Below are 14,519 nucleotides of genomic sequence, written 5' to 3' on the forward strand. Positions count from 1 at the left end.
TGACCGGCCGTCGGCCGTACCGGCGGTGCAAGCGTCACCTTTGGAGGGAGTCCCGTTTTATGAAGCGCATCAGGAAATCAGCGGCGGCCTTCGCCGCCATCGCCACGACCGCTGCGGGCATGCTTGTCGCAGGCGGCGTCCTTGCGGGGTCGGCAAGCGCCGCCCAGCCAGCCGGCCACCCCAGCACGTTCCTCGGTCAGTTCCATCACGTCAAGGTTGTCGCCTCGACCGTGCCGGCCAACGGGGACGTCAACCCGTACGGCGTCGCGGTCGTGCCGCGCAGCACCGGTGATTTGCGCCGGGGCAACATCCTGGTCAGCAACTTCAACGACAAGACCAACGCGCAGGGCACGGGCACCACGATCGTGCAGGTCGGCAGCCACGGCGGCGCGAAGCTATTCGCGAAGATTCACGACCCCGCCTGCCCGGACGGCGTCGGGCTCACCACCGCCCTGGTGGCACTGCGCAGCGGCTGGGTGATAGTCGGCTCGCTGCCCACCAAGAAGGGGAACATCTCCGGCCCCGGCTGCCTGATCGTGCTCGACCCATGGGGCCACGTCAGGAAGACCATCACCGGCCATGGCATCGACGGCCCCTGGGACATGACCGCACTTGACCTCAGCGGCAAGGGCGTCGCCCAACTGTTCGTAACCAACGTGCTCGGCGGCATTCTCGGCAAGCACCACACCATGCACGGCGGTACCGTGCAGCGGCTGATCATCACCAGCAACAGCAAGCATGTGCCGCGGCTGCTGAGCAGCAGGCGGATCGGCTCAGGCTTCGCCGCTCGGACCGACCCCAACGCGCTCGTCATCGGCCCGACCGGCGTCGGCCTCGGCCGCAGCGGCATGCTCTACGTGGCCGACACGCTGAACAGCAGGATCGCCGCGATCCCGAACGCCATCTTCCGCCGCTCTAATGGCGGCACCGGCCGGACGGTAACCAAGGGCGGCAAGCTCATGGGCCCGCTCGGCCTGGTCCTCGCCCCGAACGGCCACATCATCACCGCCAACGGCCTCGACGGGAACCTGGTAGAGACCACGCCACTCGGCAAGCAGGTGGCCGTGGCGACGGTCGACATGAACATGGGCGGCGCGGGCAACCTGTTCGGCCTCGCCATCAAGCCCGGCGGGCGGGGGGTCTACTTCGTGGACGACTTCAGCGCGGACAACAACCTCCAGTTGCTGTTCTAGCCCAGACCCCATTGCCGTTGACTGAGTCAATGATTATTGTTGACTCAGTCAACGGCATGGAGGTGCCCCGCGTGACGACCGTCTCCGCTCGCCGGACCACGGGCCCTACACCCGCCCAGGTGGCCCAGGTCCGCGCGTTCAACCGCTTCTACACCAACGTCATCGGCGTGCTGCACGGCATGTACCTGGACCTGCCGTACACGGTGACCGAGGGCCGGGTGCTGTTCGAGATCGCACGCGGCGGCACGGCCGACGTGACCTGGCTGCGGCAATCACTGGACATTGACGCCGGCTACCTGAGCCGGGTGCTGCGCCACTTCGAGGCCGACGGCCTGGTGACCAGGCACCGCTCTGCGACGGACGCACGGCGCCAGGAGATCCGGCTGACCGATGCGGGACGCTCAGCCGCGGCGGAACTCGACGCGCGCGCCGTCGGGCAGATCGGTGCGCTGCTCGGCGACGTGGACTGCGCCCCGCTGCTCGACGCCATGCGCGTGATCACCGAGTCGCTCGGCGGTACGGCGCAGGGCTCGCCCGTTCCCGATCTTGCCAGCACCGAACGGGTTGTGACGTTGCGCCCGCTGGCCATCGGAGACCTGGGCTGGATCCTGCAGCGGCACGGCACGCTTTACGCCGCCGAGTTCGGCTGGGACGCCACCTTCGAGGTGTTCTGCGCCCAGATCATCGCCGAGTACCCCGCACTGCGCGACCGCAACCCGGGACGTGCCGAGGGCTGGATCGCCGAGGTGGACGGCGTGCCCGCCGGATCGGTCTGCTGCGTGCCCGACGACGACAGCCCGGACAGCGACAACAGGGCCAGGCTCCGGCTGCTGCTCGTGGAACCCTGGGCCCGCGGCCTCGGCCTCGGCGGACGCCTGGTCGACCGGTGCCTGAACTTCGCCCGCGAGGCCGGCTACGCGGACATCGTGCTGCTGACCTACGACCAGCTCGCCGCGGCGCGCCGCGTCTACCAGGCCGCGGGCTTCCACCTGGACGCCGAGCACCCGGAGGAGGCGTTCGGCCAGCTCATGAACGGCCAGACCTGGGCCCGCGCGCTCTGACCATCCGCGAGCCGGTCGCGTGGCATTGACCCGCCATTGACGCGCCGCACCGGGACCTGGTCTGATCGACTCTGGCCCGATGCCCGCAGTGTGTGGAAGGAGTACGCGGTGACCACGTTCCCGGATACGGACGGCCAGACGTCCGCTCAGGCGGGGCCGCCGCCGCCCTTCGATCCAGAGCTGCTCCCCGTGCTCGACGCCATGATGGGCGGCGGCCCGGTCGAGTTCACGCTCGCCACGATCCCGGCCATCAGGCAGGCGCCCTCGCCGTTCCCCGTGCCCACCCTGGACGACTTGCGGCGTGGTGGCGCGTTCGAGGTGACCTCGGTGCAGGCGCCAGGCCCGGCCGGCGCGCCGGACATCTCGCTGCTGATCTGCCGCCCGGCCGGCGTCACCGTGGCGGTGCCCGCGCTCTACCACATCCACGGCGGCGGGATGATGCTCGGCGACAACCGGACCGGAGTGCCGGGGATGCTCAACCACGCGCAGCGGCTCCAGATGGCCGTCGTGTCGGTGGAGTACCGGCTCGCGCCGGAGACACCGCATCCCGGCCCCGTCGAAGACTGCTACGCCGGGCTCGCGTGGACGGTGGCACACGCCGCCGAGCTTGGCATCGACCCGGCGCGGGTCATCGTCGGCGGCGGCAGCGCCGGCGGCGGTCTGTCCGCGGCCGTGGCGCTGCTTGCCAGGGACCGGGGCGGGCCCGCCCTCATCGGGCAGCTGCTGATGTGCCCGATGCTGGACGACCGCAACGAGACGCCGTCCTCCTGGCAGATGACGGGACTCGGCGTCTGGGACCACGCGGCTAACGAGGTCGGCTGGACGGCGCTGCTCGGCGACGCCCGCGGGGGCCCCGACGTGTCGCCGTACGCGGCGCCGGCCCGCGCGGCAGACCTGTCAGGACTGCCGCCCGCGTTCATCGACGTGGGCTCGGCGGAGACCTTCAGGGACGAGGATGTGGCCTATGCGACCCGGATCTGGCGGGCGGGCGGCTCGGCCGAGCTGCACGTCTGGCCCGGCGGGTTCCACGGCTTCACGGTGGCGGCACCGGACGCGGCGCTGTCCCGCGCCGCCGTGGCGGCCCAGCTGTCCTGGCTCAGCCGGCTGCTTGTATGACGCGGGATGCCCCGGACCGTCGCGGCCATGACGGACAATCGTGATTAACATGGTCACGTGCCACACCTGCTGCACCTAGACTCCGCCGCCTCGCTGCGCGGCTCTCGTTCCAGGGAAATCACCGCGACCTTCGCCGACACCTGGCGCGCACAGGGCGATCAGCACGGTGACCTACCGGGATCTGCACGCGGAGCCGCTTCCGCACCTGGCCGACGCGGTGCTGCACTGGCCGCCGCGGCTGCGCCAGGAGGGCGCAGCGACGGCGGATCCCGGCGTGCTCGCCGCTGCCGAGGCGCTGCAGAATGTGCTGGTCAGTGAGTTGCTCGCCGCCGACGTGCTGCTGGTGGGCGCGCCGCTGTACAACTACTCGGTGCCGTCGTCGCTGAAGGCGTGGATCGATCACATCCACGTTCCGGGCAGGACCGCGCCGTTCGTCGATGACCCGGCGCAGCCGATGGCGGGACGGCCCGCGGTGGTGGTGACGAGCCGCGGCGCCTCCTATGACGCCGGCTCGCCGACGGAGGGGTGGGACCACGCGGTTCCGGTGCTCGAGCTCATCCTCGGCACCGCCCTCGGCATGACCGTCGACGTCGTCACCACCAGCCTCACCCTCGCCGAGACGGTGCCCGCACTGGCGCCGCAGCGCGACCGCAGCCGCGGCGAGCTCGCCGCCGCCCACCAAGCGGCCGCCGCGGCCGCCAGACGCCTGGCGGTGCCTTAGCGCGGCTAGCCTGCCGTGTTAGCCGGCCTGGGCCCGCAGCGCGCGGGCGCGGTCGGCCACCTCGGCGAGCACCCGCATGGTGGTCTGCAGGTCGCCGGGGTCGATGCCGCTGGTGAGCGCGACCTCGGACGAGCGGACCGCGTCGTGCAGCACGCCGAAGCGCGCCCGTCCCGCGTCGGTCATGCTCACCAGCGATGCCCGCCGGTCGCCGGGGACAGCGGAGCGCGCGACGAGCCCCGCGGACTCGAGCCGGTCGATCCGCTCCACCACCGACGGGCCGATCATGCCGAGCGACCTGGCGAGATCCCGCTGCACCATCGGTCCCCTGGCATTGAGCGTGACGAGCATGGTCCAGTCGGCGAACGTCGCGCCCGCGGTGGCAAGCGCCGCGTCGAGCAGCGCCCTGGTGGCGCGTGCGGTGAGGTTGACCTGCCGTCCGATCGGATCGAAGCCTCGCGGCTCACTGGGCTCCTGCGTCACGCGGTCATCGTATCCCCGTACCCCCTTGACCATCTAGATCGGCTCCATTTAGATTGGAACCAATCGAAATGGAGCCAATACAAGACAGGGGAATGCTGATGCTTCTCGTCATCGGTGCGTCAGGAAACGTCGGCCGCGAGGTCACCAGGCTGCTCGCCGAGTCGGGTGAGCAGGTGCGCGTCCTTACCAGGAACCCGGGCAGCGCCGCGGTCCCGGCCGGGGTCGAGGTCGTGCGCGGCGACCTGGCGGACAGCGAGTCGCTTGAGTCGGCCATGAAGGGCGCGGACGGGGCCTACAGCCTGATGCGGCCGGACCCGGACGCCACCAGGAACCTGGCCGCCGCCGCGGCAAGCCAGGGCCTCGAGCGGATTGTGCTGCTCACCTCGCTCGCCGCCGAGGCGGCGGATACCCCACTCGGCCTGCAGCACCGCGAGGCCGAGCAGGCGGTGGAGGCCACCGGCCTCACCTGGGCCTTCCTGCGGCCGACCAACTTCGCGTCCAACAGCCTGGCCTGGGCGCAGTCGATCCGCACGGAGGGCGCCGTCCGCGCTCCGTTCGGCACCTTCAAGTCGGCGGTCATCGACCCGCGCGACATCGCCGCGGTCGCGGTCGCGGAACTCAGGTCGCCGGACCAGGCGAACAGGGTGCACCGCCTCACCGGCCCGCAGGTGCTCGGCCTCACCGACCAGATCGCGATCATCGGCGAGGTGCTCGGCCGCGACATCACCTACGTGGAGCAATCAGAGCGCGAGGCGCACGAGGAACTGCTCGCCCGCGGCGTGCCGGCCCCCGTGGCCGAGTCCATCCTGGCCGGCCAGCGCGGCGCGCTGACCCAAGAGCAGCACGTCTACGACACCGTCCAGCAGGCGACCGGCCGCCCCGCCGCGCCCTACCGCGACTGGGTAACCGCGAACCGGGCCGCGTTCGCCTCGTAACCGATTCCCACGACCAGCGGCCGCACGGAAGTTAGCGGAAACCGGGATGCGTCCCGGCCAGGCCGGATGCTTGGATGGCCTCATGACCGACGACCAGGACGTGCCGCGCGTGGTCAGCGCCAGCCGCGAGATCGCGGCGAGCCCGGAAAAGATCTTCGAGCTGATCGCGGACCCGGCACAGCAGCCCCGCTGGGACGGCAACGACAACCTCTCCGCGGCCCAGGAGGGGCAGCGCGTCCGGCAGGCGGGCGACGTCTTCATCATGACGCTCACCATGGGCGCCGTCAGGGAGAACCACGTGGTCGAGTTCGAGGAAGGCCGCCGCATCGCCTGGCGTCCGTCCGAGCCAGGTAAGCGCCAGCCAGGCCACCTGTGGCGCTGGGAACTCGAGCCGGCAGGCGACTCGAGCACCCGCGTCACGCACACCTACGACTGGACCCTGCTCACCGACAGCAACCGCCTGCCGCGAGCCAGGCGCACCACGCAAGACCGGCTCATGGCCTCGATCGACCGCCTTGCCTCGATCGCCGAATCGCCCTGATAAGCGGCTACGGCCGGACCGCGGCCTCCAGCGCCGCGAACTCGCCCTGCGTCAGCGTGATCCCCGCCGCGGCGACGTTGTCCTCCAGGTGCGCCACGCTCGACGTGCCGGGAATCGGCAGCATGACCGGGGAGCGGTGCAGCAGCCAGGCCAGGGCGAGCTGTGACGGCGAAGCCTCGTGCTCGTCGGCGAGCGAAGCCAGCGGCCCGCCCGGCTTGGCAAGCTCGCCGGTCGCCAGCGGGAACCACGGGATGAACCCGATGCCGTTCGCCGCGCTGTAGTCAAGCAGCTCCTCGGACGACCGGTTGCCGAGGTTGTACAGGTTCTGCACGGTGGCGATCGGCGTGACCGCCCGCGCGGCCTCGACCTGGCCGACCGACACCTCAGAAAGGCCTATCAGGCCGATTTTCCCCTCATCCCGGAGCGCGGCAAGCTCGCCCACCTGGTCTTCGAGCGGCACATCCGGGTCGACGCGGTGCAGCTGGAACAGCGGGATCCGCTCAAGGCCGAGGTGGCGCAGGCTCATCTCCGCCTGCTGGCGCAGGTACGCGGGGCGCCCGACCGGAGCCCAGCGGCCTGGCCCCTGCCGGGTCAGGCCCGCCTTGGTGGCGATGACCAGGTCCGACGGGTACGGGTGCAGCGCCTTCCTGATGAGTTCCTCGGCGACCACCGGCCCGTAGGAGTCGGCCGTGTCGAGGAAGTTGACCCCTAGCTCGACGGCGCGCCGCAGCACGCGCACCGCCTCATCGGCGTCCCTTGGCTCGCCCCAGACGCCCGGTCCAGGAAGCTGCATGGTGCCGTATCCGAGACGGGTCACCGGCAGTGTGCCGCCGATGGAGAACTCGCCGGATGCCTTCGCCGGCGTGGCCTGCGTTGTCATGTCCGATGCTCCTTCCTTTCGAAACTGCACGTCCGCGTGTAACCGGAGCCGCCGCCCAGATCTTCCACACCACCATCCCGAACGGATTCGGCTGACTCTCCCGCCCCCCGTTCCTCCCTAGAATCGAGTTATGCCGGGAGCGGTAGGAATCGTGGTCGCCGGCCGTTACCTGCTGGCCGAGCCGGTCGGCCAGGGCGGCATGAGCCGGGCCTGGCGTGCCCGCGACCAGCTGCTCGACCGCGAAGTGGCGGTGAAGGAGATCCTGTTCCCGCTGCAGTCTCCTGACGAGCGCGCCGAACTGCTCGCCCGCGCCATGCGCGAGGCGCGCGCGGCGGCGCGGCTCGACCACGAGGGCGTGGCCACCGTCTACGACGTGGTGGAGCACGACGACGCGCCGTGGATCGTGATGCGCTTCGTTCCTGGCCCTTCGATTGGCGCGGAGATCGCCCGCCTCGGCCGGCTGCCGTGGCGCCGGACGGCCCGCATCGGCGAACAGGTCGCCGCCGCGCTGGCGCACGCGCACGCCGCGGGCATCGTGCACCGCGGTCTGAAGCCGGACAACATCCTGCTGGCCGGCCCGTCCGGGGATCGCGCGGTCGTCACCGACTTCGGCATCGCCAGCATCATCGACGCGACAACCGAGCTGACCGGCACCAGCCTGCGCATCGGCACAGTCGATTTCATGGCGCCGGAACAACTGGAGGACGGCCGGGTCGGCCCGCCTGCCGACCTGTGGGCACTCGGCGTCACGCTGCACACGGCCACCGAGGGCGCGCCGCCCTTCGCCGGCTCCACGATGGCCGCGGTGATGACGTCCATCCTCACCAGGCCGCCGGCCCCGGCCGCGCAAGCAGGCCCGCTCCGCGAACTGATCGCGGCACTGCTCGACAAGGACCCGTCGCGGCGTCCCGACGCGCCGGCCGTCGCGGCGGCGCTCGCCGCCATCGCTGAAGCCGCGCCCGACGCGCCGCAGGACGCCGCGCCCGGCGCGCTGCCGCACGCGCCGCCGGACGCCTCGCCTGACGCGCCGCAGGACGCCGCGCCCGCCGTCGCGCCGCAGCCGCACCCGGTGAGGGCGGGACCCGCGCTGTCCGACGTCACGTCGACGACCCACTGGCTTCGCCCTCAGACGGCCGCCGCGGGACTGGTCCCAGCCGCCGCCCCCGCGCCGGCGCCGGCCCGCCAGGACGACGGGCTGGCCGGCTCGGCGGGCAAGCAGCCAAGGCTCCTCGTCGGCCTTGTCACCGGGATCGCGATGATCGTCATCCTGGTCCTAGTGGTCGAGATCTTCTCGCCATCGCGCTCCAGCCGCCAGGGGACGGCTGGCCGGCCGCTGTCGGCGACGCCCGTCGGCCAGCTCGCCGGCCCGAGCGGCTACCAGGTGCAGGGCGCCGCCTTCAGTCCAGACGGCGCCACGGTCGCCGCGTCCTTCCGTGCCTCCGCGGGCGGGGGAGCGGCACGGGGCCGCGTCGTCCGGTGGGGAGCGCGGAGCCGCGTGCCGCTCACGCCGCTGACCGACTCCGGCGGCCTGCCCGGCCTGTCGGGGGTCGCATTCAGCCCGGAGCGCGGGACCAGCCTGGCGGCGGCGAGCGGCGATGGCGTCGCCGTGTGGAACCTGAGCAACCGCGCCGTGAACGTGTACCGCTCACCTGACGCACGGGCGGGCGCGCCCATCCCCGGCAAGGGCACCGTGGTCAGCGTCGCCTATACGCAGGACGGCAAGTCGGTTGCCGTGGCCGACTTTGGCGGCGGCATCTACCTCCTCAACCCGGCAGACGGACAGTGGGCGGGCAAGAGCTTCACCGTTCCCAGCTACCCGACTCAGGTGGCGGTCAGCCCGACCGGCGCGACCCTGGCCGTCGCCGACTCCGCGGGGCACGTGTACCTGTGGAGCCAGTCCGGCGGCGCACGCCTGGTCGCGGCGGGCGCCGACAAGCAGTCGCCGCAGACCCTCGCGTTCAGTCCTGACGGCAAGACGCTCGCCATCGCCGCGCCAGGCGGGGTCCTGTTGCTCGATGTGATAACCGGGAAGCTCGCCGCCCCGCTCGGCGGGCAGCTGCCACCCCCGGTGGCGGTCGCGTTCAGTGCGGACGGCGGCACGCTCGCGGTGGCCGACGTCGACGGCGGCATCGTCCTGGCGGACCTGGCCACCCGCCAGCTGCTGCCGTTCCAGGCCGGCGTGGCCGGACTCGATGGCGTGGCCTTCAGCCCTGACGGCACGACGCTTGCCGCCTACGGCTTCGACGCGAACACGATCTCCCTGTACCGCGTCAAGTACGCGGCATCGTTACGGGGGCGGCGGGGTTACTGGTAGCGGGCGGCCCGCGCAGCGACGAGACGCACACCAGCGCGGCGCCGTCGAAGCCGGCCAGGCTCTCGGCGCCGGACCGGTAACAGCGGCGCAGGAAGCCGGGATCAGCGGCGAACGGCTGACCGCCGTCGGCGGCAAGGCAGGCGCGGGCGAGGTCGCTCACCGCGGGCAGGTCCGATTCGTCAAGCGGCCGCCACGACAGCGCCGTCACCTGATTTTCCACGGCCAGACACTACGGATCCGCCGCCGGTCCCGCCAACACGTTTCCTCGTTGGAACCGGCCGGGGCCGCGTGCTACGAACGCACAAAGCCGCGGATCGCCATGCTCCGCCTGTACCGCAGACTCAAGCAAGCCCTGGACTCCGACGGCATCCTGTCCCCGGGCAGCAGGGCATCTGGCCAAGTTCGATGCGCGAATTCTAGAATCAGTGCAAACGCAGCGACGCGTTCCGGAGGTTCACTCATGACAACGGCGCCCACGGCCACTCCCGCCCAGGCCACAGCAGAGATCGAGGACGAAGGCCATGTCGACGTCCTTATCGTCGGCGCCGGAGTCTCCGGCATCGGCTTCGCGCATCACTTGCGTGAGCGGTTCCCCGACCAGAGCTTCGTCATTCTGGACGCCCAGGACAACCGGGGCGGCACCTGGTGGACTCACCGCTACCCCGGCGTCCGCTCCGACAGTGACCTGTTCACCTACGGATACCGGTTCAAGCCGTGGCGCGGCCCGGCGATCGCGGCGGGCGGTGAGATCCTTTCCTACCTCGACGAGGTCATCGAGGAGGACGACCTCGCCGGGCACATCCGCTACCAGCATGAGGTCACCGACGCCGCCTGGTCCACCGCGGACCGCCGGTGGACCGTGGAGGTCACCAGGGCGGACACCGGCCAGCGGCTGCGCTACATAGCCGGCTTCCTGATGATGTGCCAGGGCTACTACAACCATGCCAAGCCCTATAAGCCCCGGTGGGAAGGCATGGACCGCTTCCAGGGCCTGATCGTGCACCCGCAGCAGTGGCCGGAAGATCTCGACCTGGCCGGCAAGCGCGTCGTCGTCATCGGCTCGGGCGCCACGGCGGCCACCCTGATCCCCGCGATCGCGGGGCAGGCGGAGCACGTGACGATGCTGCAGCGCTCGCCCTCCTACTACTTCGCGCCGCCGGTGACCGACGAGCTCGCCGAGCAGCTGCGCGCCCTTGACATCCCCGAGGAGTGGACGCACGAGATCCTGCGCCGCAAGTTCATGGCGCAAACCAACATGCTCGCCCGGATGTCGACGGAGTCGCCCGCCGAGCTGCACGCGTTTCTCGTCGAGTCGGTGCGCCCGCTGCTGCCCGAGGGATTCGACGTCGACAAGCACCTCACGCCGCGCTACCGCCCATGGCAGCAGCGCATCGCCATCGTCCCCGACGGGGACCTGTTCGCGGCGCTGCGCGATGGCAACGCCTCGATCGTCACCGACACCATCGAGACGTTCACCGAGCACGGGATCAAGGTCAGCTCGGGCGAGGAGATCCCGGCCGACATCGTGGTCAGCGCCACCGGGTTCAACATGTCCCTGTTCGGTGACGTCGCGTTCGCCGTCGACGGTGAGCCGGTCGACTTCACCGGCCGCGTCACCTGGCGCGGCATCATGATCAGCGGCGTGCCGAACATGGCCTACATCTTCGGCTACTTCAGGCACAGCTGGACCCTGCGCGTGGACCTGGTCAGCGACCTGCTCATCCGCCTCATGGAGAACATGGCGGTCAAGGACGCCACGATGGTGGCGCCCGCCCTGCGTCCAGAAGACGCGGACATGCCGCTGCTGCCGTTCGCCGACCCGGAGAACTTCAACTCCGGCTACGTCATGCGCTCACAGCACCTGCTTTTCCGGCGGGGCGACCGCGAGCCGTGGACCCACCTGCTCGAACTCGAGCAGGAGCAGGAAATCCTGCCCAAGGCGGACCTGGACGACGGCACGCTCGCCTACCGCTGACCCCAGCCGGAGGGTGCAGTATGGGGGGATGGTTCGTTCAGCTCCCCGGCATGACCGCGACGCAGGCGGCCCGGCGGACGTCCTGGCCGCGAAGGCCGCACTGCGCGACGAGGTCTGGTCGGCCATGCAGGCGGCGAAGGTGGCCAGGTTCCCCGGCGCGCCGGGGCGCATCCCGAACTTCACCGGCGCGGAGAAGGCGGCGGAACGGCTGCGCGGGCTGCCCGCCTGGCAGGCGGCGCTGACCATCAAGGCCAATCCCGATTCCGCGCAGCTGCCGGTGCGGCAGCGCGCACTCGAGGACGGCAAGACCGTCTACATGGCCGTCCCCCGGCTGGCCGAACGGGAGCCGTTCTTCGCCCTCGACCCCGACCATCTGGACCAGCCGCCGCGCAAGGCCGCGTCGATCAGCGGCGCGTCGCGGTCGGCTCGGCGCGTGATGCTGGACGAGCTGTCACCGGTCGACCTGGTCGTCATGGGCTGCGTCGCGGCGGGCGAGGACGGCGCGCGGCTCGGCAAGGGCGGCGGCTTCGCCGACCTCGAATACGCCCTGGCCTCCGCGGCGGGCCTGATTGGCCCGCACACCGTCACGGTCACCACGGTGCACGAGATCCAGCTGCGCCCGGCCGGCGAGATCCCGCTGACCACTCACGACGTCGCACTCGACTTCATCGTCACGCCCGACCGGGTCATCGACTGCCGCCCCGGCCGCGCGGCGCGGCCTCCGGCCGCCATCGACTGGGACAACCTGACCGACGAGAAGATCGCCGCGATCCCGCTGCTCTCCGCGCTCCGCCGCTGAGCACGCTAGCTTGTCAGGCTGCCTGACGCGGTGCCCCGTGGGTTGCGAGAGGAAGCCGAACCCGTTCCGTCCCCTGCCGCGGTACCCCGGTGAGGACAGTCAGTTCCTCGACCTCGACCGCGAGGTCCGCCGGCTCGGGAACCTCGGGATGGGGAGCGGACCGCGCAAGCCAGCCGAGCGCGAGGCTGGCGACCAGCACCGCGAAGCAGGCGGCGACCGCGCCGACCGCGCCGAGCCGCGGCGTCTCGCCGAGCAGCGCGATGCCGACGGCCGCGCTCGCCGCGGGGGTGACCGCGGCGATGATCGGCAGCGTGACCATGGGCCGTCCGGTCTGGTAGGCGGATTGCGTCAGCAGCACATTGCCGGTACCGCACACCGCCACCGCGTACGTGGTCCACGAGGTGAAGATGGCGACCACGCCATGGCTCGCGACGTGCGAGAATTGCATGATCACCACGGCCGAGCAGGCATCGGCGAGTCCCGCCGCCACGGCGAGCAGCACCGCGCGCCGGTTTCCCGAGGAGCGCAGGCCCGCGACCGCGGCGACCAGGGCGCCCGCCCCGGTCAGCACGGCGCCGACGATCGCCCCCACCGCGTGCGCCGAGTAGTGGCCGGCGACGTGGCCGTGTGCGGGCGAGGTCAGCGCGAGGAACGCCACGATGGCCGCGACCACCGTCAGCGCCGCGGCCCAGGAGTCGCGGCCGAGCGGCCGGCCGGACCAGATCCGGACCACGCCCACCGCGACGATGAGTTCCGCCGCCACGATGAGCTGCACCGTCGCCAGCGTCCCGAACCGCAGCGCCACGGTGTGCGCCGCGAAGCCCCCGATTTGCGCGCCGATCCCCAGCAGCCACAACGGCTGCCTTGCCAGCATGAGAAGCAGCCCCGGCCGCCCCGCGGATGATTGCGGCGCCCCCGCCGCCTGACGCTGCTCTACCGCCGCACCGGCCCCGTACAGCACGGCGGCAGCGAGGGCACTTGCGATCATCACCATCACGCAGCCAACGCTATGCGCGATGCATCGCGTCAGCCATCGGGAAGACCCCCCATTCCGGGGTGGGGTTAACCCCTAGAACTTTCGTAGGGCCCGTAGTGTTGGCCGCATGCCTGAGCAGACAGCGGATCTCGTCGCGCTGCTGCCGCTGGCACCCGGCGTCTACCGGTTCAGGGACGCCGAGGGAAGGGTCCTCTACCTGGGCCGCGCCGTCAGCCTCCGTCGGCGGGTCGCCTCCTACTGGGGCGACCTCGCCGGCCGCGCGCACTTGGCACCCATGGTCGCCCGCGTCGCCCGCGTGGAGGCGGTCGTCTGCGACTCCGCGCACGAGGCCGCATGGCTGGAACGGAACCTGCTCCAGGCCAGTAAGCCCCCGTGGAACCGCGCACCGGACGGGGGCCAGGAGGTCGAGGTCTGGATTCGCCTCGGTGATTCTGACCGTACGCCGAGCCTCGCGGTCGTCCACGAGCGCGCGGCCGCCGGCCGGCATTTCGGCCCCTACCTGGGCGGTAGGCAGGTGCGACTCGCTGTCGCCGGCCTGTGCCGCGTGCTGCCGCTGAAATCGTGCCGGCGATGACATGGACGGCACCAGCGCGAGATGGCCCGGGTCCGCGGCGTCTCGGCGGCCGACCGGACGGAGCTCGCGGCAAAGATGGCGGCGGTCCTCGACCGCGATCCGGCCGCGATCTCCCGGCTGAAGCAGCGGCTGATCGAGCGCAGGGATGCGGCCTCGGCCTCGCTTGCCTTCGAACTCGCTGGCCGTCCCCAGTCCGAGATTGAGGCCCTGGACTGGATCACCACGGAGCAGAAGGTCACCTGCCCGGACCGCGCCGACTGCGACATCCACGGCTGGGCGGACGGCACCCTCGTCCGCTTCGAGTTCCGTACCGGCCGCCTGGCCCGCTGGACCCAGCGCCGCTGCGGCGAGTCGGCCGCTAGCCGTCATCTCGCGGACACCGCACTGGAATGGCGCGACTTCGCCCAGCGCAACGCGGCCCTGGCCGCCCGTCTCTCGGGCGGATTCCCGCACCACCACGTCGCGCCGTAGTGTTGGCCACATGCCGGAGCAGACTGCGGATCTCGTCGCGCTGATGCCGTTCGCGCGGCACATTGGGATGACGATCGACGAGGCAAGCGCCGACCAGGTCATCGCCCGGCTTGCCTGGGCGCCCGAGCTGCGCACCGCGGGCGGCCTCATGCACGGCGGGGTGCTGATGTCGCTCGCGGACAGCGCCGGGGCCCTCGTGGCCTACCTCGGGCTTCCCGAGGGTGCGCGGACCGCGACGATCACCTCGTCTACCCAGCTCTTCCGTCCCGTAACTGCCGGCGAGGTCCGCGCCATCGCGATCCCGCTGCACCGTGGCCGCACCACCGTCACGATCCAGACCAGCCTGTACGACTCGCAAGACCGCCTCGTCGCGCAGACAACGCAAACCCAATCGGTCATCACCCGCAACCTCGCGTAGGGACATGATCACGGAACATTCGATCCTGACGGAGAAAGCTCCCC

16 protein-coding genes are annotated in these 14,519 nt (G+C 71.3%); 12 read left to right on the forward strand and 4 right to left on the reverse strand.

The features are described from left to right. Window positions 1–59: 59 nt before the first annotated feature. The 4 genes from EAS64_RS36345 (at window position 60) to EAS64_RS36360 (ending at window position 4,091) form a co-directional block, all read left to right on the forward strand. Window positions 60–1,193, forward strand: a complete 1,134-nt coding sequence (locus EAS64_RS36345; protein WP_187366434.1) for an NHL repeat-containing protein — start codon at window positions 60–62, stop codon at window positions 1,191–1,193. 71 nt (window positions 1,194–1,264) lie between these two features. Then, window positions 1,265–2,254 carry a bifunctional helix-turn-helix transcriptional regulator/GNAT family N-acetyltransferase gene (locus EAS64_RS36350; protein ID WP_281283367.1) on the forward strand — a complete coding sequence of 330 codons (990 nt, stop codon included), beginning with the start codon at window positions 1,265–1,267 and terminating at the stop codon, window positions 2,252–2,254. Between the two features lie 201 nt (window positions 2,255–2,455). Then, the gene (locus tag EAS64_RS36355; RefSeq protein ID WP_145860813.1) at window positions 2,456–3,370 is read left to right on the forward strand and encodes an alpha/beta hydrolase; all 915 of its coding nucleotides are present in this window, start codon (window positions 2,456–2,458) and stop codon (window positions 3,368–3,370) included. 166 nt (window positions 3,371–3,536) lie between these two features. Next, entirely contained in the window at window positions 3,537–4,091 is a 555-nt protein-coding gene (locus EAS64_RS36360; RefSeq protein ID WP_222849862.1) for an FMN-dependent NADH-azoreductase, read from the forward strand. 18 nt (window positions 4,092–4,109) lie between these two features. Here the strand turns inward: EAS64_RS36360 and EAS64_RS36365 are convergent, their stop codons facing one another. Continuing rightward, complete coding sequence (locus EAS64_RS36365) at window positions 4,110–4,571, reverse strand: MarR family winged helix-turn-helix transcriptional regulator (protein ID WP_187366435.1); 462 nt, start codon at window positions 4,569–4,571, stop codon at window positions 4,110–4,112. Window positions 4,572–4,663: 92 nt separating this feature from the next. Here EAS64_RS36365 and EAS64_RS36370 point away from each other — a divergent pair, with 92 nt between their 5' ends. Continuing rightward, window positions 4,664–5,506, forward strand: a complete 843-nt coding sequence (locus tag EAS64_RS36370) for an NAD(P)H-binding protein (protein ID WP_187366436.1) — start codon at window positions 4,664–4,666, stop codon at window positions 5,504–5,506. 82 nt (window positions 5,507–5,588) lie between these two features. Next, window positions 5,589–6,047, forward strand: a complete 459-nt coding sequence (locus EAS64_RS36375) for an SRPBCC family protein (RefSeq protein WP_145860600.1) — start codon at window positions 5,589–5,591, stop codon at window positions 6,045–6,047. A gap of 7 nt (window positions 6,048–6,054) precedes the next feature. Here EAS64_RS36375 and EAS64_RS36380 read toward each other — a convergent pair whose 3' ends face one another. Beyond that, a complete protein-coding gene (locus EAS64_RS36380; protein ID WP_145860602.1) occupies window positions 6,055–6,927 on the reverse strand; it encodes an aldo/keto reductase in 873 nt (290 codons plus the stop codon). 130 nt (window positions 6,928–7,057) lie between these two features. Here EAS64_RS36380 and EAS64_RS36385 point away from each other — a divergent pair, with 130 nt between their 5' ends. After that, on the forward strand, window positions 7,058–9,241 hold the full coding sequence (locus EAS64_RS36385; RefSeq protein WP_145860604.1) for a WD40 repeat domain-containing serine/threonine protein kinase: 2,184 nt from the start codon (window positions 7,058–7,060) through the stop codon (window positions 9,239–9,241). On the opposite strand, the gene EAS64_RS36390 is transcribed toward EAS64_RS36385, so the two are convergent. Next, the gene (locus EAS64_RS36390) at window positions 9,198–9,461 is read right to left on the reverse strand and encodes a hypothetical protein (RefSeq protein ID WP_145860606.1); all 264 of its coding nucleotides are present in this window, start codon (window positions 9,459–9,461) and stop codon (window positions 9,198–9,200) included. The genes EAS64_RS36385 and EAS64_RS36390 overlap by 44 nt on opposite strands. Before the next feature lie 240 nt (window positions 9,462–9,701). Here EAS64_RS36390 and EAS64_RS36395 point away from each other — a divergent pair, with 240 nt between their 5' ends. Next, window positions 9,702–11,216 carry a flavin-containing monooxygenase gene (locus EAS64_RS36395; RefSeq protein ID WP_145860608.1) on the forward strand — a complete coding sequence of 505 codons (1,515 nt, stop codon included), beginning with the start codon at window positions 9,702–9,704 and terminating at the stop codon, window positions 11,214–11,216. A 28-nt stretch (window positions 11,217–11,244) separates the two neighbouring features. Beyond that, entirely contained in the window at window positions 11,245–12,015 is a 771-nt protein-coding gene (locus tag EAS64_RS36400; RefSeq protein ID WP_145860610.1) for a 5-formyltetrahydrofolate cyclo-ligase, read from the forward strand. 13 nt (window positions 12,016–12,028) lie between these two features. On the opposite strand, the gene EAS64_RS36405 is transcribed toward EAS64_RS36400, so the two are convergent. Continuing rightward, entirely contained in the window at window positions 12,029–13,009 is a 981-nt protein-coding gene (locus EAS64_RS36405) for a DMT family transporter (RefSeq protein WP_246116047.1), read from the reverse strand. Window positions 13,010–13,118: 109 nt separating this feature from the next. Between EAS64_RS36405 and EAS64_RS36410 the strand changes: the two genes are divergently transcribed. The 3 genes from EAS64_RS36410 to EAS64_RS36420 are packed head-to-tail and all read left to right on the forward strand — an operon-like array spanning window position 13,119 to window position 14,475. Further along, window positions 13,119–13,586: a nucleotide excision repair endonuclease gene (locus tag EAS64_RS36410; RefSeq protein WP_145860614.1), complete on the forward strand. Its 468-nt coding sequence runs from the start codon at window positions 13,119–13,121 to the stop codon at window positions 13,584–13,586. 21 nt (window positions 13,587–13,607) lie between these two features. Further along, window positions 13,608–14,057: a hypothetical protein gene (locus EAS64_RS36415; RefSeq protein ID WP_145860616.1), complete on the forward strand. Its 450-nt coding sequence runs from the start codon at window positions 13,608–13,610 to the stop codon at window positions 14,055–14,057. Window positions 14,058–14,067: 10 nt separating this feature from the next. Beyond that, window positions 14,068–14,475, forward strand: a complete 408-nt coding sequence (locus EAS64_RS36420; RefSeq protein ID WP_145860618.1) for a PaaI family thioesterase — start codon at window positions 14,068–14,070, stop codon at window positions 14,473–14,475. Window positions 14,476–14,519 lie beyond the last annotated feature (44 nt).

This window comes from Trebonia kvetii, assembly GCF_007827045.1.
In the GTDB taxonomy this organism is placed as follows: Bacteria; Actinomycetota; Actinomycetes; order Streptosporangiales; family Streptosporangiaceae; genus Trebonia; species Trebonia kvetii.

Coding starts and splice junctions, on each gene's coding strand:
- EAS64_RS36415 (WP_145860616.1), top strand. CDS start 13,608: ATGGCCCGGGTCCGCGGCGTCTCGGCGGCCGACCGGACGGAGCTCGCG.
- EAS64_RS36355 (WP_145860813.1), top strand. CDS start 2,456: ATGATGGGCGGCGGCCCGGTCGAGTTCACGCTCGCCACGATCCCGGCC.
- EAS64_RS36375 (WP_145860600.1), top strand. CDS start 5,589: ATGACCGACGACCAGGACGTGCCGCGCGTGGTCAGCGCCAGCCGCGAG.
- EAS64_RS36395 (WP_145860608.1), top strand. CDS start 9,702: ATGACAACGGCGCCCACGGCCACTCCCGCCCAGGCCACAGCAGAGATC.
- EAS64_RS36380 (WP_145860602.1), bottom strand. CDS start 6,927: ATGACAACGCAGGCCACGCCGGCGAAGGCATCCGGCGAGTTCTCCATC.
- EAS64_RS36345 (WP_187366434.1), top strand. CDS start 60: ATGAAGCGCATCAGGAAATCAGCGGCGGCCTTCGCCGCCATCGCCACG.
- EAS64_RS36405 (WP_246116047.1), bottom strand. CDS start 13,009: ATGGTGATGATCGCAAGTGCCCTCGCTGCCGCCGTGCTGTACGGGGCC.
- EAS64_RS36370 (WP_187366436.1), top strand. CDS start 4,664: ATGCTGATGCTTCTCGTCATCGGTGCGTCAGGAAACGTCGGCCGCGAG.
- EAS64_RS36385 (WP_145860604.1), top strand. CDS start 7,058: ATGCCGGGAGCGGTAGGAATCGTGGTCGCCGGCCGTTACCTGCTGGCC.
- EAS64_RS36420 (WP_145860618.1), top strand. CDS start 14,068: ATGCCGGAGCAGACTGCGGATCTCGTCGCGCTGATGCCGTTCGCGCGG.
- EAS64_RS36410 (WP_145860614.1), top strand. CDS start 13,119: ATGCCTGAGCAGACAGCGGATCTCGTCGCGCTGCTGCCGCTGGCACCC.
- EAS64_RS36400 (WP_145860610.1), top strand. CDS start 11,245: ATGGTTCGTTCAGCTCCCCGGCATGACCGCGACGCAGGCGGCCCGGCG.